This is a genomic window from Pantoea sp. Ae19-2, assembly GCF_059801205.1.
Window position 1 is genome coordinate 3,784,089 of the sequence record NZ_JBCHWE010000001.1, and the last position, 18,862, is coordinate 3,802,950.

The 18,862-nt window shown below is 52.5% G+C and carries 15 protein-coding genes; 6 read left to right on the forward strand and 9 right to left on the reverse strand.

What is annotated here, in order from left to right:
- Positions 1-4: 4 nt before the first annotated feature.
- The 4 genes from wzzE to trxA all read right to left on the reverse strand — a co-directional run bounded on the left by wzzE (position 5) and on the right by trxA (position 4,378).
- Entirely contained in the window at positions 5-1,054 is a 1,050-nt protein-coding gene (wzzE, locus tag AAIE03_RS17400) for an ECA polysaccharide chain length modulation protein (RefSeq protein ID WP_498563100.1), read from the reverse strand.
- Positions 1,055-1,077: 23 nt separating this feature from the next.
- Positions 1,078-2,166 (reverse strand): UDP-N-acetylglucosamine--undecaprenyl-phosphate N-acetylglucosaminephosphotransferase, encoded by a 1,089-nt coding sequence (wecA, locus tag AAIE03_RS17405; protein ID WP_014595000.1) that lies wholly within the window; start codon positions 2,164-2,166, stop codon positions 1,078-1,080.
- 278 nt (positions 2,167-2,444) lie between these two features.
- Positions 2,445-3,704, reverse strand: coding sequence for a transcription termination factor Rho (gene rho, locus AAIE03_RS17410; protein ID WP_006121431.1), 1,260 nt, complete (start codon positions 3,702-3,704; stop codon positions 2,445-2,447).
- Positions 3,705-4,045: 341 nt separating this feature from the next.
- On the reverse strand, positions 4,046-4,378 hold the full coding sequence (trxA, locus tag AAIE03_RS17415; RefSeq protein ID WP_006121430.1) for a thioredoxin TrxA: 333 nt from the start codon (positions 4,376-4,378) through the stop codon (positions 4,046-4,048).
- Between the two features lie 117 nt (positions 4,379-4,495).
- On the opposite strand from trxA, the gene rhlB reads away from it, so the two are divergent.
- Together rhlB and gppA are read left to right on the forward strand one after the other, a co-directional pair.
- Positions 4,496-5,788 (forward strand): ATP-dependent RNA helicase RhlB, encoded by a 1,293-nt coding sequence (gene rhlB / locus AAIE03_RS17420; protein ID WP_013024051.1) that lies wholly within the window; start codon positions 4,496-4,498, stop codon positions 5,786-5,788.
- A 7-nt stretch (positions 5,789-5,795) separates the two neighbouring features.
- The gene (gene gppA / locus AAIE03_RS17425; RefSeq protein ID WP_014594999.1) at positions 5,796-7,280 is read left to right on the forward strand and encodes a guanosine-5'-triphosphate,3'-diphosphate diphosphatase; all 1,485 of its coding nucleotides are present in this window, start codon (positions 5,796-5,798) and stop codon (positions 7,278-7,280) included.
- A 16-nt stretch (positions 7,281-7,296) separates the two neighbouring features.
- Here gppA and rep read toward each other — a convergent pair whose 3' ends face one another.
- Positions 7,297-9,318 carry a DNA helicase Rep gene (gene rep, locus AAIE03_RS17430; RefSeq protein WP_029569329.1) on the reverse strand — a complete coding sequence of 674 codons (2,022 nt, stop codon included), beginning with the start codon at positions 9,316-9,318 and terminating at the stop codon, positions 7,297-7,299.
- Positions 9,319-9,465: 147 nt separating this feature from the next.
- Here rep and ppiC point away from each other — a divergent pair, with 147 nt between their 5' ends.
- A complete protein-coding gene (ppiC, locus tag AAIE03_RS17435; protein WP_013024048.1) occupies positions 9,466-9,747 on the forward strand; it encodes a peptidylprolyl isomerase PpiC in 282 nt (93 codons plus the stop codon).
- Here the strand turns inward: ppiC and AAIE03_RS17440 are convergent, their stop codons facing one another.
- Both AAIE03_RS17440 and pdeH read right to left on the reverse strand, forming a co-directional pair.
- A complete protein-coding gene (locus AAIE03_RS17440; protein WP_014594998.1) occupies positions 9,748-11,805 on the reverse strand; it encodes an AsmA family protein in 2,058 nt (685 codons plus the stop codon).
- Between the two features lie 63 nt (positions 11,806-11,868).
- Complete coding sequence (pdeH, locus tag AAIE03_RS17445) at positions 11,869-12,642, reverse strand: cyclic-guanylate-specific phosphodiesterase (protein ID WP_024472018.1); 774 nt, start codon at positions 12,640-12,642, stop codon at positions 11,869-11,871.
- 268 nt (positions 12,643-12,910) lie between these two features.
- Here pdeH and kdgK point away from each other — a divergent pair, with 268 nt between their 5' ends.
- The 3 genes from kdgK to AAIE03_RS17460 all read left to right on the forward strand — a co-directional run bounded on the left by kdgK (position 12,911) and on the right by AAIE03_RS17460 (position 15,646).
- Positions 12,911-13,843: a 2-dehydro-3-deoxygluconokinase gene (kdgK, locus tag AAIE03_RS17450; RefSeq protein ID WP_194761865.1), complete on the forward strand. Its 933-nt coding sequence runs from the start codon at positions 12,911-12,913 to the stop codon at positions 13,841-13,843.
- A 152-nt stretch (positions 13,844-13,995) separates the two neighbouring features.
- A complete protein-coding gene (locus AAIE03_RS17455) occupies positions 13,996-14,352 on the forward strand; it encodes a VOC family protein (protein WP_242640132.1) in 357 nt (118 codons plus the stop codon).
- Between the two features lie 421 nt (positions 14,353-14,773).
- Complete coding sequence (locus AAIE03_RS17460) at positions 14,774-15,646, forward strand: alpha/beta hydrolase (RefSeq protein WP_014607005.1); 873 nt, start codon at positions 14,774-14,776, stop codon at positions 15,644-15,646.
- Between the two features lie 4 nt (positions 15,647-15,650).
- On the opposite strand, the gene AAIE03_RS17465 is transcribed toward AAIE03_RS17460, so the two are convergent.
- Entirely contained in the window at positions 15,651-17,159 is a 1,509-nt protein-coding gene (locus AAIE03_RS17465; RefSeq protein ID WP_013024042.1) for a M16 family metallopeptidase, read from the reverse strand.
- Between the two features lie 245 nt (positions 17,160-17,404).
- Positions 17,405-18,694, reverse strand: a complete 1,290-nt coding sequence (locus tag AAIE03_RS17470; RefSeq protein WP_170934936.1) for a dicarboxylate/amino acid:cation symporter — start codon at positions 18,692-18,694, stop codon at positions 17,405-17,407.
- Positions 18,695-18,862: the final 168 nt, after the last annotated feature.

Here is an 18,862-nt window from a genome sequence, read left to right on the forward strand (position 1 = left end):
TCTCTCAATCTTGTGTATCTGACATCGGACGCTGACGACGCGCTAGCGCCACGCCCGCACCAACCAGCGCACCTACCGCGCCCCACATCACCATCATAAATGCCCGGCGGGGACTGTCGCGTGAAACCGGCTCTTCCGGCGTACGCAAATAACGGTAGGTCTGGAATTTGCTGTTAAGCGTCGGGCCTGCATCCAGTGTGGTCAGCATCGCTTTATTTTGGTCGTAGCTGATATCAAAGCTCGGCCCGGTTGCTCTCAGGGTTTCTAACTGCCCCTGCAATAAAGGCTGGCCCATTAGAAACAGATCGCTGTCAGCCAGGTTTTCGCTCACCTCACGCGTCTGCTTTTCATTAATGCCCTGCTGGCTGGCAATTTTCAGCGCCTGTTCCAGCCGATGTTGCCGTCGCAGGAATACCGCATTCGCTACGTCTTCCTGACGTTTGACCTGCGCCTTAAGCTGGCTGGTCCGTGCCTGCCACGCCCCCGTTAACTCTGCATTGAGATGGCGTGCAGCGCGTTCACTGGCATAGGCAATATACTGGCGCAGCAAATTGTTCGCATCCGCAGCAGTTTCTGCCTTGAGTTTGACGCTGTCGAAAATATTTCGTGCGCTATCCGCTGGCGTAAACTGAATGTTATCAATCATATCGTCCAACAAGGCAGCATCATTGTGGGCATTGCCGCTTTTTCGCGTTTTATAATAATCGGTTTGCTGCCAAAACTCCCGGCGGGTATCCCAGGATGAGAGGTGTATCAGGAACTCCTGATACACCTCGTCCATCACGGTAGGTGACGCCGTATTTAACGTTAAAGCGTTATTGCGCATATCCAGATTGTTCAGGAACTGTTGCTGGGAATAGTAGGATCCCAGCATATTCACCGTAGGCCGCCCTGTTATCGCGGTCGTGCTCCACACCTGTTTCATCAGCAGCGTTGCTATCCAGGCTACCAATGCAAACACGATTGCACAGCCGACTATCCAGCGCTTTCCACGCCATAGGCTGCAGCCCAGGCCGCGAATATCCAGTTCGTTCTCCACAACGTTAGCGCGCATCAGAGCGTTATCCTTTGTTAAGTCTAATCAAACTTTTCTTTATCAATATCACCAGGAGTATTCATCCGACGCTTAAAGCGCCGTATGCGTCTCGCTATACGCCAGGAGTGTTTCAGGCAATAGCCGTAGGCCATAAACGCTAGCAGAAAAAGGACTAGCATGACCCACTCAGGAACAAACGCGAGGTACTCACCCAACACACCCACGCCTGCAAGTAAGGCAGCAGCGACAGTTATCAGTACGAAAGCCTGACGCGAGCTAAACCCGGCACGCATTAATAAATGATGAATATGCTGGCGATCGGCAGAAAAGGGACTCATCCCCTTGCGCAGACGGCGGTACATAATGGCGACCATATCCATCAACGGGATGGCTATCAGCCATAATGCGGTCACTGGCGAAATGGGATGACTCAGCCCCTGGGTCGTTTCCAGCAAAATCCAGATAATGGTGAAGCCAATCATCGTGCTGCCTGCATCGCCCATAAAAACTTTATAGCGGCGACCCAGTAAACCCAGATTGAGAATGATATAAGGGAGGATGGCGGCAATCATTGCAAAGCACCACATCGCCAGGCTGTATTGACCATCCAGTGAGAGAATAAGGCCCATTGCGCCAAAGGTCACTGAAGAGAGCCCTCCCAGTAACCCATCAATACCATCAACCATATTGAAAGCATTGATTGCCGCCCAGACGGCAAAGAGCGTTAACACATAACCAAAGGGCCCCACAATTAACTCAACCGGACCAATAATGAATCCCAGGCTCAACAGATAGAGTTTCGCGCCAGCCATCATCACTATAGCCACCGCAGCCTGTATCACGGCACGGATTTTGACGCTGATATCGAACCGATCATCCAACGCCCCGACGATGACTAAAATTGCTGAGCAGGCCAGGTACAACGTGGCATGGGGCAAATAATAGTTAGTGATGGCAAAGGTGAAAGCAATGCCAGCAAAAACAGAAATACCGCCAACCAGTGGGATATCGCCATGATGGCGTTTACGCGAGTTAGGTGAGTCTACCAGACCAACCTTTTTAGCTGCTTTACGAGCAAGGAAAAGAAACACAAGGGAAAAGATAAAAACTAAACCAAGCTCAGTACTCATAGTGAGTAAATTCACGTTAAACGCTCTCAGCTATCATCCTGGAACTCACCATACGCTAAAAATCACGCCTGTTACCGTTCCAGATTCCGAATTCGGCATGAAGAGGTGCACGAACGGTTAATCGTCCACCACTGCCACCGTCATTATTATTACGTCTGCCAGCACTCAATCCTATAGCCCGAAAATAAAAAACGCCACGTCAGAACGTGGCGTCAGGGCTATTTTATGATCTTTTAAAGTAAAAAAACGCCATCTTGCTCAGATGACGCTCTACAGGATCAAGAACGCTTCATCATATCGAAGAATTCGTCGTTGGTTTTGGTCATGGCCAACTTGTTAATCAGGAATTCCATCGCGTCGATTTCACCCATTGGATGGATAATCTTACGCAGGATCCACATTTTCTGCAGCTCTTCCTGAGAGGTTAACAGCTCTTCTTTACGGGTACCTGAACGGTTGTAGTCAATCGCCGGGAAGACACGTTTTTCGGCGATCTTACGTGAGAGATGCAGCTCCATGTTACCGGTGCCTTTAAACTCTTCGTAAATCACTTCATCCATCTTCGAACCGGTATCCACCAGTGCCGTCGCAATGATGGTCAGGCTACCGCCCTCTTCCACATTACGTGCCGCACCGAAGAAACGCTTAGGACGATGCAGGGCGTTGGCGTCCACACCACCGGTCAGTACTTTACCGGAAGCCGGAACGACGGTGTTGTAGGCACGGGCCAGACGCGTGATGGAGTCGAGTAAAATGATGACGTCTTTTTTGTGCTCGACCAGGCGCTTGGCCTTTTCGATCACCATCTCGGCCACCTGAACGTGACGCGAAGCCGGTTCATCGAAGGTAGACGCGATCACTTCACCTTTTACCAGGCGTTGCATCTCTGTCACTTCTTCCGGACGCTCATCGATTAGCAGCACCATCAGCACACAGTCTGGATGGTTGTAAGCAATGCTCTGCGCGATATTCTGCAGCAGCATCGTTTTACCGGCTTTCGGCGGTGCCACAATCAGACCACGCTGACCACGACCAATCGGTGACGCCAGGTCCAGTACGCGAGCGGTTAAGTCTTCAGTTGAGCCATTACCCCGCTCCATACGCAGACGGCTGTTAGCGTGCAGCGGCGTGAGGTTTTCGAACAGAATCTTGTTACGCGAGTTTTCTGGTTTGTCGTAGTTAACTTCGTTAACTTTCAGCAGGGCAAAGTAGCGCTCACCTTCTTTTGGTGGACGGATTTTGCCGGCGATGGTGTCACCAGTGCGGAGGTTAAAGCGGCGAATTTGGCTGGGAGAAACGTAGATGTCATCAGGACCGGCGAGGTAGGAGCTGTCTCCAGAGCGGAGGAATCCAAATCCATCCTGCAATATCTCCAGCACACCATCACCGAAGATGTCCTCGCCGCTTTTCGCGTGCTGCTTCAGGATTGAGAAAATAATGTCCTGCTTGCGCATACGAGCCTGATTTTCCAGCCCCATATTCTCGCCGAGGGTAATCAGCTCAGAAACCGGCGTATTCTTTAATTCGGTAAGATTCATATTGATGGGTTCTTAAACTCGGGGTAATACTCGAAATGTTTGTCGTGAATGGTATGGCAGTTAGTCCATGCCTGTTCTGTTAATGACTTTTTCAACTCTTCTCAACGATCATCGTCTTGAATAATGACTGGGAGCGAGGAGACGGTCGACTTAGTCAGAGTAGAGCTAGTCGTTAGATTGCTAAACCGCTGGTAGGTACAGTATGACAGGGTCTAACAAGAGAAAACTTTGAATGCTAACTACAAGGTATGTTCATAGTGCAGTGAAAATAAGTTAGCACGCTTAAAAGCGAACGTCCAGCAGCAGGCAAAAATTTAACCACTGCCGGACGCCCGGCCCGATTACGCCAGGTTGGCGTTCAGGAACTCTTTTAACTGACCTTTGGACAATGCGCCCACTTTTGTCGCAGCGACTTCACCGTTTTTGAACAGCAGCAGCGTCGGGATGCCGCGAATGCCGTATTTAGGCGCAGTGCCTGGGTTATCGTCAATATTCAGCTTAGCGATGGTCAGTTTGCCATCATACTCTTCTGCAACTTCATCAAGGATTGGCGCGATCATTTTACAAGGACCACACCATTCAGCCCAGAAATCTACCAGTATAACGCCGTCGGCTTTTAGCACGTCGGTGTCGAAACTGTCATCGGTCAGATGAACGATTTTATCGCTGCTCATGTTTTACTCCACAAGATTGTGCCTGGCGAATTGGCGTAATATAAACCAATGTTGGTTGACTTTATTTCATCGGATACGCTTTCGTAAAGCGATAGTAAGCTGATATTCTACCACACTATGAGCAAAACACACTTAACTGAACAGAAGTTTTCCGACTTCGCCCTGCACCCTCTGGTGGTGGAAGCCCTTGATAAAAAAGGGTTTCATAACTGCACGCCTATCCAGGCGTTAGCACTGCCGTTTACGCTTTCAGGGCGTGATGTCGCAGGTCAGGCGCAAACCGGTACCGGCAAAACGATGGCGTTTTTAACGTCAACGTTTCATCATCTTCTCTCTCACCCTGCTCCAGAGGGCCGCCAGGTTAACCAACCTCGCGCTTTAATTCTGGCCCCAACCCGTGAACTTGCGGTGCAAATTCACGCCGATGCTGAACCACTGGCGGCATCAACCGGCCTTAAATTAGGTCTGGCTTACGGTGGCGATGGCTACGACAAACAGTTAAAAGTACTGGAAAACGGTGTCGACATTCTGGTGGGTACCACCGGCCGTTTAATCGATTACGCCAAGCAGAATCACGTCAATCTCGGTGCCATTCAGGTCATGGTACTGGACGAAGCCGATCGCATGTTCGATCTCGGCTTTATAAAAGATATCCGCTGGTTGTTCCGTCGCATGCCTGCGGCCACGCAACGCCTGAGCATGCTGTTCTCCGCCACGCTCTCTTACCGCGTGCGTGAGCTGGCATTCGAGCACATGAACAGCGCCGAATACGTTGAAGTTGAACCTGAGCAAAAAACCGGTCATCGCATTAAAGAAGAGCTTTTCTACCCTTCGAATGAAGAGAAAATGCGCCTGTTACAGACGCTGGTAGAAGAAGAGTGGCCTGACCGAGCAATCATTTTTGCGAATACCAAGCATCGCTGTGAAGACATTTGGGGCCATCTGGCTGCAGACGGTCACCGGGTCGGCCTGCTGACGGGTGACGTGGCACAGAAGAAGCGTTTACGTATCCTGGATGACTTTACCAAAGGCGATATTGATATTCTGGTCGCGACCGACGTTGCGGCTCGTGGCCTGCATATTCCTGCGGTGACGCACGTATTTAACTATGACCTGCCGGACGATCGCGAAGACTATGTTCACCGCATTGGCCGTACGGGACGTGCAGGCGCAAGCGGTCACTCCATCAGCCTGGCCTGTGAAGAGTACGCATTAAACCTGCCCGGTATTGAAGAGTACATTGGTCACAGCATTCCGGTGAGTAAATACAACAGCGACGCGCTGTTAACTGAATTACCGCCACCGAAACGTCTGACGCGCAATCGCTCAGGCAACGGTCAGCGTCGCGGAGGCAACAATACCGGCCGTCGCGGTGCACCCCGTCATAGCAACCGTAAACGTTCGGGTTAAGTTGACCATGCTAAGCGCATCGACTCTCTATGCTGCAATTGATTTAGGCTCTAACAGCTTTCATATGCTGGTCGTCAGCGAAGTGTCAGGAAGTATCCAGACCATCGCCAAAATCAAGCGCAAGGTGCGCCTGGCAGCAGGCCTGGATAAATCCAATTGCCTGTCCGCCGAAGCCATGGCCCGGGGCTGGCAATGTCTGCGGCTTTTCTCTGAACAGCTTCAGGATATTCCTCCCGATCAAATTCGGGTAGTGGCAACCGCCACGTTACGCATTGCCGCTAATGCGCAGGCGTTTCTTGATAAGGCGCAACAGATTCTGGGTTGCACCATCAATGTGATTAGCGGCGAAGAAGAAGCGCGTCTGATTTATCAAGGCGTAGCACATACTACCGGGGGTTCCGATCAACGCCTGGTCGTGGATATCGGCGGTGGCAGCACAGAGTTAGCCACCGGCGATGGCTCCCATGCCAACGTGTTGTTTAGCCTGCAGATGGGCTGTGTCACCTGGCTGGAGCGATTCTTTGGCGATCGCCACCTGGCTAAAGAGAATTTTGACCAGGCTGAAGAGGCTGCCAAAGCGATGCTGAAACCTGTTGCCGGAGAACTGCGCAAACAGAGCTGGCAGGTGTGCGTTGGTGCGTCCGGAACCGTTCAGGCCCTGCAGGAAATCATGGTCGCCCAAGGCATGGATGAGCGCATCACCCTGAGTAAGCTACAGCAGTTAAAACAGCGGGCCATTCAGTGCGGCAAACTTGAAGAGCTTGAAATCGAAGGCCTGACGCTGGAGCGGGCGTTAGTGTTTCCAAGCGGTTTGTCCATTCTTATCGCCATCTTTCAGGAACTCAATATTGACAGCATGACGCTGGCCGGCGGCGCGCTGCGCGAAGGGCTGGTGTACGGAATGCTGCACCTGCCTGTCGATCGCGATATTCGCAGCCGCACGCTGCAAAATGTGCAGCGCCGGTTCAATATTGATGTCTGCCAGGCAGACAGAGTCCGGCAGCTAGCGGAAAGTTTTTTTCGCCAGGTCAGTGTTCACTGGAAACTGGATCAGCGCTGTCGGGAGCTTCTGCTAAGCGCCTGTGCGATTCATGAAATCGGGCTGAGCGTCGATTTCCGTCAGGCACCGCAGCACGCGGCCTATCTGGTCCGCCACCTTGATCTTCCGGGTTTCACCCCAGCGCAGAAAAAATTGCTGGCCTGTTTACTGCAAAATCAAAGTGGCAGCATCGACCTTGCGCTACTCACGCAACAAAACGCCCTGCCGCCGAGGCTGGCCGAGCGTTTGTGCCGTCTGCTACGGCTGTCCATTATCTTCTCGACTCGGCGTCGTGATGACACGTTACCCGCCGTTCGTATGCAGGCGGATGATGAAGCACTGCACGTTACGTTACCGGCGGGCTGGCTGGAAGCACATCCTCTGCGGGCCGAGCTGCTCGAACAGGAAAGCCACTATCAGTCCTATGTTCACTGGTCGTTAACGCTTTCCTGATCCCGTCTGCGACGGATTAGCTCTTTTTCGCCTTTTCCAGCATTGCACGTAATCCGGCCACCCGACTCTGGCCGGTTTTCATGCGCTCTTCTGCACTGACCACTTTGCGCTCGGTTTCCCACACTACGTCGTCCTGCGGCAGCTCCAGCAGAAAGCGGCTGGGTTCAGGGCGGATGAGCTCACCATACTGACGGCGCTCCCGACACAAGGTAAACGTCAGCTCTTTCTGCGCGCGGGTAATGCCAACGTAGGCCAGACGGCGCTCTTCCTCGATGTTGTTCTCATCGATACTGCTCTGATGCGGCAACAGCCCTTCTTCCATGCCGACCAGAAACACGTAGGGGAACTCCAGCCCTTTTGAGGCATGAAGCGTCATCAGCTGTACCTGATCAAGCTCTTCGTCGCTCTCACCGCGCTCCATCATGTCGCGCAGCGTAAAGCGGGTGACAACCTGCGCCAGCGTCATCGGCTCATCCAGATCGCTACCCTCCAGCATTTCCGTCATCCACTGAAACAGCGTATTGACGTTTTTCATCCGCATTTCAGCGGCTTTGGGGCTGCCCGATGTCTCAAACAGCCAGCTTTCGTAATCGATGCCGCGAATCAGATCGCGCACGGCATTAACCGGTTCACGCTCACTGAGCTGGATAATGTCGTTGAGCCAGTGGGTGAAGCGCTGCAGATGTTCAAGGCCGCGCCCCGTCAGCGTTTGCCCAAGGCCCACATCAAAGCTGGCGTTAAACAGGCTTTTATTGCGGATATTGGCCCACTCACCGAGTTTTTGCAGCGTTGCCGGACCAATCTCGCGCCGTGGCGTATTCACAATACGCAAGAAAGCGCTGTCATCATCGGGATTGGTCAGCACCCGCAGATAAGCCAGCAGGTCTTTGATCTCAGGACGAGAGAAAAACGAGGTCCCGCCTGAAATGCGATAGGGAATGCGGTTCTGCATCAAGAATTTTTCGAACACGCGGGACTGATGATTACCGCGGTACAGTATCGCGTAATCTTTATACTGCGTTTTATTGATAAAGTGATGGGCAATGAGTTCGCCCGTTACCCGTTCGGCCTCATGTTCTTCGCTATTGGCACTCAGCACCTTGAGTTCACTGCCCAGACCCAGTTCAGAAAAAAGACGCTTCTCAAACACATGGGGATTATTGGCGATCAAAATATTCGCGGCTTTGAGAATACGCTGTGAAGAGCGGTAGTTTTGCTCAAGCTTGACCACCTCCAGCGCCGGAAAATCCTCATTAAGCAGGACCAGATTTTGTGGCCGGGCACCGCGCCAGGAGTAAATCGACTGATCGTCATCTCCTACCACGGTAAAACGCGCACGGGTGCCGACCAACAGCTTCACCAGTTCGTACTGACTGGTGTTTGTGTCCTGATATTCATCCACCAGCAGGTAGCGAATACGTTGTTGCCAGCGCTCGCGGACGTCCTGATTACGCTGTAGCAGAAGCGTAGGCAACAGAATGAGGTCGTCAAAATCCAGCACGTTACAGGATTTGAGATGCCGGTCATACAGGGCATAGCAATGGGCAAACACGTTATCCCGCTCCGAGCGGGCCAGCGCGGCCGCCTGCGGCGGATCGACCAGATCGTTTTTCCAGTTCGAAATGGTAGAAATGAGCTGCTGCAGTAACGTCTTGTCCTCTTCCAGCCACTCGCTGGTGAGGTCTTTGAGTAACGCCAACTGATCCTGATCGTCGAACAGGGAAAAGTTGGACTTCATGCCCAGCGCCACATATTCGCGCTTGATGATTTCCAGACCCAGCGTGTGAAACGTGGAGATCATCAGGCCGCGCGCCTCTTTGCGCCCCAGCGTTTGCGCCACGCGCTCTTTCATTTCGCGTGAGGCTTTATTGGTGAAGGTCACGGCGGCGATATGGCGGGCCTGATAGCCACACTCACGAATCAGATGCGCGATTTTGTTGGTGATTACGCGGGTTTTTCCCGAGCCAGCGCCTGCCAGCACCAGACAGGGACCGGTAACAAATTCGACGGCTCTTTGTTGGCTGGAGTTTAAACGCATCGGGACATCGCTCTGTTGAAATAAGATACCGATTTCAAACCGCAAGCCGGCATGTACAGGCTCAGTGAACAGGTGCGGTAAACGCATCTGCGATTTGAAAAGACAGGTTTATAATGGGGGACGATTATACACAACAGAGACATTATCATGGCGAAAACTGCCGCAGCTTTACATATTCTGGTGAAACACGAGGCGCAGGCTATCGCCCTGCTGGAAAAACTGCAAAAAGGCGAAAACTTCCAGCAGCTTGCCCGCAAGCATTCTGTGTGCCCTTCTGGTCGGAACGGGGGAGATTTAGGCGAGTTTCGTCGGGGAAAAATGGTCGCGGCTTTTGATAAAGCGGTATTCACCTGCCCGTTGCTACAACCTTTCGGGCCGGTGAAAACCGCTTTTGGTTATCACATTATCAAAGTGCTCTATCGCAACTGATCACTTCTTCTTCATTTGCTGCAGGACCCGGCTGCACTGATTCTCGTCAGTATCACTGGGTGAAATCAGCGCCAACAGCGCTGCCGCAGGCCCGACCACAGCACCTAATGCCACCGCCGCCGCCCCGCGTGCCAGTAAGGGACCGGTTTTCACGCCAGCGTCCGGATGCTTGAAGGTGCCCCGAACATACAAGGGCGAGCGCAGGGTCACGATTCGGATGCCTTTACTTTCTGGATTGACTGAAAGATCCAGCCGCTCGTTGGCAAAGTTCGCGTTGCCTGACACGTTAATGACGGCATTTTCCGTATCGAACACGAACAGGTTTGGCGTGGCCAGACCGTTTTGCAGTTTAAGATCGGTGGCCGCACAGTTAATACGAACTTCATCATCACCAAACAGCTTACCGACCAGATAGTTGCCGACGTTGAGTCCGGCAATTTCCATCAGGTTGCGGCTGATCAGTCCGTCGTTCATCAGCAGTTTCAACTGACCGTTGCTGGTTGCCAGCAGGTCAGCAACGGAGTTGCCGGTGCCGGTCAGGCTGGCATCGCCGTTCAGCTGCCCAAGGCTGTTTTGCATTGCCTGTACGTCGGGGAACAGCTGGCGCAGGCGAAGTTTACGGGCATGAATATCGGCCCGGCCCCGCATCGGTGAGCGATTCCCTTCCAGGCGGATGGTGCTGTTCAGATTACCGCCCGCCATACCGAAACGGAGTGGATCAAGCAGCAGGTTTCCGTTATCGAGCTGCAAATGGGTATAAAGATCGCTCAACGGTAGTGAACTGCTGTGTTCGATGCGCTTGCCGCTAAACTTCACATCCGCATCCATAACGTCCCAGCTTTTGGTGTCGAACCTGTCGTGAGGCAGAACGCGATCCGCAGGCTGTACGGTTTTTTCACCGCGTTTTGCCTTGGCCTGTTCGGTTTTCTCGCTGCCCTTGCCCGAGTTAACGCCGATCAACGGGCCCAGATCCGCCATACGTAACTGATCCGATCTGAGTTCACCGACCAGTTTTGGCCGTGGCTTGCCCTGGCTGTAGGTCAGAGAGCCATGAATATCGCTGTCGCCAATATGACCATTAAATCCCTGGTAACGAAAAACGGCGCCGTCTTTGCCGGTAAATTTGGCAATCAGGCGGCCATCGGTTTCATAAGGCGGCGTATCCGGTAACAGAACGCCGGTCAGACCATAGAGGTTTGCCAACGTATCGCCAGAAAAACGTAGACGCACGTCCAGCCCGCCCAGATTCAGGGGATCCTGAACGCCGCCGGTCAGCTGTACGCGCGTGCTACCGTTCCGGACGTCTGCCTGAATCGGGAACGCTGTGGTCTGACTACGCAGGGATAACATGCCGCCAATCTTGCCCTGACCCGTGAGTTTTTCATTGTGGTAGCTGCCGCTTGCCTGCCAGCCAAAGACAAAATCACCCGCGCCTTGTTGTTTATCGTCTCCGCCCGCGATTTGTGAATAGGGCACAGGCTTGCCGAGCGGGTTAACCTTCAGCGTGACATCGGCCTGGTTAACGGCATCGCGGTAGAGAATGGTGCCCTGATCGAACAGAATATTATCGAGACGAAATGACCAGGCTGAAGGTGGCGCATTATCATCTTTGCTGTCGCTGTCAGCGAGGGTAAAGGTCCAGTTGTTTTTCTTATCGGCGGTCTGAATCAGGCGGGCATCAGGCTGCTGCAGTTTTATCCACGGGATAAAGACTTCTTTGTGCAGTAGGGCCAGAGGGGCAAGTGTGGCGTCCACGCGTTGCAGGTGGATCATGGTCACGTCAGGAATATCAGGGGGATTGCCCAACATAATGTCTTCGGCGTGCAGATGAGGCCAGGGTAACCAGCCGCGCCATCCGGGTTCTTCAGGGTTACGCTGCCATGCGACGCCCAAATCCCCCCGAATGGCAAAGGGACGGTTAAGTTCCGCAGACACTTTCTGATTAATAGTGGGTTTCAGGCGATTCCAGTCGAATGTTGCAATGACTATCACTACAACGACGATCAGCAATACAACAATCCCGCCAATCCAGCTTACAATTTTTCCGGCGCGTGACATTAGGCTTCCTCCCTGCTCTTTCACGGTCTCCGTTAAAGATAGTCGAGAGCGCGCGGGAAGGGATCAATCAAGCTGGACAGGAAGGCTTTCCAGTTCGGAAAAGGGAGCAGGACGAGAAAAAAAATACCCTTGAGCCGCCATCGCCGGGGACGATTTAACCTGATCCCACTCCTGTTGCGTCTCAACGCCTTCAACAATCACGCCGTTGCAGTAACGATTTATCAGCGACAACAGCATGGGAAAAAGTATCCGGCCTTCATCTGACGCACGTAAGAGAATAAAAAGTTCACGTGACAGCTTAATGTAGTCGTATTTAAGCTCGGTCAGTGCAGAGAAGTTCGCCATGCCCGAACCGAAATCATCCAGCCACAACGGCCCCAGTTCAGGCATTTGCGCGACCATCTCCTCCTGAGGCAGGACGTGGTGCTCGGTCAGCTCAAAGCGAACCCAGGGTAAACGGGTAATCAGACTGCGAATCGGTACATGGTTTTGTATCAACGACAACGAAGGGCCGTCAATATTCACTGATGCCATGACGTTATTGCGACCAAAGAACGATTCCCATTGGGTGAGTAATTCTAACTGCTCCTGAACAATATCAAGGCGTTGTGCTATTTCCAGCTCAGAAAAATAGGCTTCAGGAGACAGTTTCTTCTCTGGTTCAGACGGATGTGTGATGGCCGTCAGCAGTTCAATCGCCAGCAGTTGCCCCGAAACCTTATAGATGGGCTGAAAGGTATAGCTGCGTTGACACTGTTGCCAGATGAGACGTTTTTTTTGCTGCGGGTTGATGTCAATTGAAGAAGGTAGCCATTGACTAAAATTCTCCATAACCATGGTCTTTTCCTGGTTGATAGTAAGCGCCTTCATCTGGCGGCCTGGCAGCGTTTATCGTTTAACATTCGACAACTTAGTGAAAACCCGGCCACGTTGAAGCAACGAGTCTACGCCTCTTTTAGTGCGACAATCGCCGAAACAAGCCGCTTTATCGGGTTAATTATCGCTTTACCTCACCCTAAATTAAATTAAAACGCTGTTTTAAAAAGTTGACGATGACGCTAACAAACGCGAGACTGAAGCAAATGTAAACTACAGGCCTTAAACCATGACGCATAAAAAAATCGCCGTTATCGGTGAATGCATGATTGAACTGTCCGAAAAAGGCGACAACATTAAACGCGGCTTTGGCGGTGATACGCTCAATACGGCCGTTTACCTTGCCAGACAGGTCGATCAACACAAAATCCGGGTGGATTACGTGACGGCGCTGGGAAACGATCCCTTTAGCGCACAGATGATCGCCCGCTGGCAGCAGGAAAACGTGCATACCGACCTGATCCAACGCCTTGAGGATAAAATGCCCGGTCTGTACATGATCCAGACAGACGACCAGGGCGAGCGCACATTCTGGTACTGGCGCAATGACGCGGCGGCACGCTACTGGCTTAATGGCCCTCTGGCAGAAGACATTTGCCAGCAGCTGGAACATTACGACTACCTTTATCTCAGCGGTATCAGTCTTGCTATCCTGACTGACGCCAGCCGTGCAAAGCTCATGCAGCTGCTGGCAAACTGCCGCAAAAACGGGGGCAAGGTGATTTTCGATAATAATTACCGGCCTCGCCTGTGGAAAGACAATGCCAGTACTCGCCAGGCCTATCAAAAGATGCTCGATAACACAGATATTGCCTTCCTGACGCTGGATGACGAGCATCTGTTATGGGGCGTGCAGCCTGTCGAAGACGTCATTGCCCGGGCACGTCAGGCAGGCGTTAGCGAGATCGTCATCAAGCGCGGTGCGGAATCTTGCCTGATTGCCGCGGAAGACCAGCCTGTCAGAGAGGTTCCGTCAATCATGCTGGCTAAAGAAAAGATCATTGACACCACGGCGGCGGGCGATTCGTTCAGTGCGGGCTATCTGGCTAAGCGTCTGGTTGGCGCCTCGGTCGAGGAAGCCGCCCGGCGTGGTCATCTCACTGCCAGCACGGTTATTCAGTTTCGTGGGGCGATTATTCCGCATGAAGATATGCCTGCATAATTGCTGTGTCGCGTGGCCAGGATGAGACGAGTATCCTGGCCACGCCTGACTGTAAACAGAGTCAGTATGAATCGCATCAATCTGGTCTGCCTGGGCGAGCGTGATAGGGAAAATTCCAGGCCTTTTATAACGGCATCGGTTTTAAAACGCAGGTGACTGAGCAGAATCCGCCCATCGTATTTTTCAATAATTCCGGCACCAAACTCGAACTCTTTCCTCTCGATAATTTGGCAAAAGATATCAATGAAACCCATCCACCCAGGCTAGCCGACGACGGATTCAACGGCATTACTTTTGCCATTAATGTTAAGTCGAAACACGAGGTCGACGATCTCATGGAGTTGGTACAAAGCCAGGGTGGAACCCAGGTAAAACCGCCGCAAACCGTTCACTGGGGTGGCTATAGCGGCTATTTCCGCGATCCCGACGGCTATTACTGGGAGATTGCCTGGGCATCATTCTGGAAGTTTGACGATCGGGATATGCTCATTATCGATGAAAGCCCATAGCCATCGCCATCGCGCTCTGGCGCGGCGCAGCCCGTGCCAGACTTCCCGCATGCACAACAGTTAACCGCGCAGCAACACATCACTTTCTTTAAATAAAAACACGATAAATATGTCCTCCGTTTCCGTCAGGGCAAAAGGAAAACCCATTCATTTTACTTAAGTCAGCCAACCCGTTTCCTTCCTGCTTTATCCTGCCCTCGTCCGTTAATGCTGGCTAATCTTAATTTATTTTTATTCCTTTAAAATTATCGGCTTAGCACCATGCTCAGCATGCCAGGCATAGTCTGAATCTCGGCATTTGAGCGGTTTTGAGTTGGACGATTAGGCCAAAAGAGGCCATCTTTTAAACAGCGACAGCAGGATGCTGTTTTCACGGCCGCGAACAAAACAACGACAACATCTCTCGCATCAGGACACAGCTATGAATACTGAAATCATTAATATCTGGCCTAATGGTGATGCGCCCGGTGCCAGCGATTCTCGCGCTCAGCCACAAATCGTCGATACGGCAAAAGAGTACGAACCCTACGATCGCGTGGCAACCGGCGTTCGCTGCCCGGAAATGGCTATCTGGCATCCTGTGGAATCCAACGGGATTACGCTCCTGGTCGCGCCCGGCGGTGGCTACCATCGCATCATGATTGACCGTGAAGGCAGCGCGCTGGCAACCTTTTTCACCTCTATGGGTTACACCCTGGCCGTCATGACCTATCGCCTGCCCTATGACGGACATCATGAAGGACCAGATGCTCCACTCGCCGATGCGCAGCGAGCCGTGCGCGTCCTGCGTGAGCGGGCGCAGCGTGGGCTGAACGGCAAATACATTGTTATGATGGGTTTTTCGGCTGGCGGCCACGTTGCCGCAAGTCTCGGCACGCGGTTTGCGGAGAAGATTTATCCCGTTCAGGACAACGCAGAGAATTTTTCGCCTCGTCCGGACGCTATGGTGCTGGTTTATCCTGTGATCAGTATGCGTGATGGCCTGGCCCATGAAGGCTCGCGCACCCGTTTATTAGGCGCATGGCCTGACCAGAAAGCGATTGATGCCTATTCACTCGAAACCCGGGTGCACAACCAGGTGCCGCCGACCTTGCTGATTCATGCCGCCGATGATGATGCCGTCCCGGTGAATAACAGCATGGTGTTTTTCAGCGCATTACGGGAACACAATGTTCCCGTCGAAGTGCATTTTTACCAGAAAGGCGGGCACGGTTTTGGCATCCGTGGCGTCGCGGATTTGCCCCTCGCCAGTTGGCCAATGTTAGTGACCGAATGGCTCAGGGCAAAAACCTGATGGATCAGGAGGTCGGTGGCGCTGCATCACCGGCAGCGTTACTGTCCGGCTGGCTGACGTCCCCGCCTGCCGCTGGTGCAGATGCTGTCGCAGGCAACGTCATCAGCTTATCCCAGCCCGTTTTAAGGCTCTTAACGTTGGTTTCTGATTCACCTTCCGGTTGAATCAGTACCATCATTAACTCCTGACTAAGTTGCTGCCGCAACTCCTGATTGAGCTGATCGCGCGTCAGGCCGGAGAGAAAATCCTGCCGCAGCTTTTGATACTGCTCCGGGGCAATATCTACCACTGAATTGCGCTGCGATCGTAAACGCTGGCTAATCAGCACGTCAGTATCTGTGCGCGCGTAGGTTGTGAACAGCTTATTCAGCTCCAGAAGTTTTTGGGCCATCAGGGCATCAAACTCTTCCTGTGGCAAACCGTTATCGCGCACGGCAGCCAGCTCGCGGGCAACCAGGTTCATATTCTGTTCCAGGCTGTCATTGCGCGTATCCATATTAATGGAACACTGCGCACGCTGGTAAAGCACCCGACAGTCAAATCCCACCTGCACACCCTGAACTTTTTTATTGCTCATCGCGCGCTGCACGTGCCAGAACAGCGCTTCGCGCGCCAGATCGCTACGCCAGTAACGCTGCAAGTTCTGTGAGTCCCGGATGGGCTGCCACGGCGTATCCCAGACAAGGGACAGGCGATCCTGCGCTAACGTGCCGCTAACCAGATTAACCGGATCGTGCGGTAAAGGAGACAGGGTGGGCATGGATGCAGGGGCGCTGCGCTTGCCTTCCAGCGGTGAAAACGCTTTGTTGATTTGTTCGGAAAGGTTACGGCTGTCGACATTGCCGACGACATAAAGTGTCATGGCATCTGGTGTATACCACTGCTGGTAGAAACTTTTCAGCTGCGCGACGTCAACGGGGGCACGCGGCTTCTCAGCCGGATCGTGCGCTAGCAACGCCGATCCTTTCAGCCGATAGCGCCACCAGACATCCTGAGTATCCGCAGGCCAGGTTCTTACCGGATCGGAAGCGGACAGGGCTGTATCGACAACCTGATTGGTAATCGCCATATCACCCGCCGTGGCCGCCAGCCAGTTCAGGGCTTCTTTCAGTAACTCAGGGCGGTTATTGGGCAGGCTTAAATTGTATTGCGTGTAATCATACGATGAAATAACCGGCGGCAGAGGCCGCTGTGGATCGATACTCTGCTGCCATAATGCGCGCTGCTGATTCGTATCCAGGGCGGTATTGTGTACCAGCGCCAGGCGTGACAAAAGGTGGCTAAAACCGGTTTGCTGGGCGCTTTCCACCAGTGAACCGGTATTAACCACCATGCGTAACTCAATGCGATCGCTTGGCCGTTGCGGTGTTGCCAACAGTTGCCAGTTAAATCCGTTGTCCAGTCTTCCCTGTTGCCAGGCTGGATCAGGTTGCAGCGTTTCTGCCGGCGCACCGTAACTGGTCGCTGCCAGTACTAATCCACCAACCAAAAGCCGAATTCTGGTGCCCTGCATGTGAACCCCTACTCAAACAATTCAAAAATCGTTATCACTGGCGCGTTTAGCCGCGTTTATAAGCAAACCGGACATGGCCGATTCGCGCTGCCGATCATTAACAACAGGTTTGACCACAGGAAGACCGGGATGTCACGCAACGAAGTGAAAAACGTTGAAAAAAACAAGTGGGGTTTATTATCCAAATGCCCGCTGTCAGGGCAAGTGACAGCGGGCATTTGAGGGGATTAAATCACATTCAAAGGTTAAATCGCAGATTCTGAGGGATTTTCTGCCTTATTTTTGCCCGCCAGCGTGTCACCCAGCTGTTTTTTATCCAGCTGATCAACCCATTTTGCCACCACCACCGTGGCGACGCCGTTACCGACCAGATTGGTCAGCGCACGCGCTTCGGACATAAAGCGGTCAATACCTAAAATCAGCGCCAGGCCAGCAACCGGTAAATGTCCTACTGCTGAAAGCGTTGCCGCCAGCACAATAAACCCACTGCCCGTTACCCCGGCTGCGCCCTTGGAAGACAGCAGCAGCACGACCAGCAGCGTAATTTGATGGAAGATATCCATGTGGGCATTGGTGGCCTGGGCGATAAAGACAGCCGCCATCGTCAGGTAGATTGAGGTTCCGTCCAGGTTAAAGGAATATCCTGTTGGAATCACCAACCCCACCACGGACTTCTTACAACCCAGCCGTTCCATCTTATCCAGCATACGTGGCAGTGCAGATTCCGATGAAGAGGTGCCCAGTACAATCAGCAGCTCTTCTTTGATATAGGCAATGAATTTAAAGATGCTGAAGCCACCGAAGACGCGAGCGATGAGTCCCAGCACCACCACCACAAACAGAATACAGGTGATATAGAAGCAGATAATCAGCTGTCCAAGCTGGACCAGTGAACCTACACCATATTTACCGATGGTAAAGGCCATGGCACCAAATGCCCCGATAGGCGCAAGGCGCATGATCATGTTGATGATGCCAAAAATCACTTTGGAGAAGCTTTCGATCACGTTGAAAATTAACGTGCCCGTGTTGCCCAGACGATGCAGCGCAAAACCGAACAGGACGGCAAATAACAGGACCTGCAAAATGTTACCGCTGGCAAAAGCACCAATCACGCTGCCCGGAATCACATCCAGTAGGAAGGCAACGATGCCTTGCTGCTCGGCCTGCTGGGCATAAATAGCCACAGCTTTCGCATCCAGCGTCGCGGGATCAACGTTCATGCCCACACCAGGCTGTACAACGTTAACCACGATCAGACCGATAATCAGCGCAATAGTACTGACGATTTCAAAATAGAGCAGCGCAACCGCACCCGTGCGGCCGACGGCTTTCATGCTTTCCATCCCGGCGATACCGGTCACCACCGTACAGAAAATCACAGGCGCGATGATCATTTTGATCAATTTAACGAAGCCATCCCCTAACGGCTTCATTTGGGTACCTAAATCTGGATAGAAATGGCCCATAAGTACGCCGATAGCAATGGCGACCAGAACCTGGAAATAAAGGCTTTTAAATAGTTTCATAAACAGGTATCCACTAACGAATAGGGTAATGTTGTCGGATTTTTTATTGTGACTGGCTGGCGAGGCAGGCCGGGCCAGACAGTGGACAGAAAATAACACTCTGTTTACGTGATTAATACAGGGCTGCAAAGTCAGGGGAAATGATACAAGCGTAATTCTGAACTGAAACGCTTC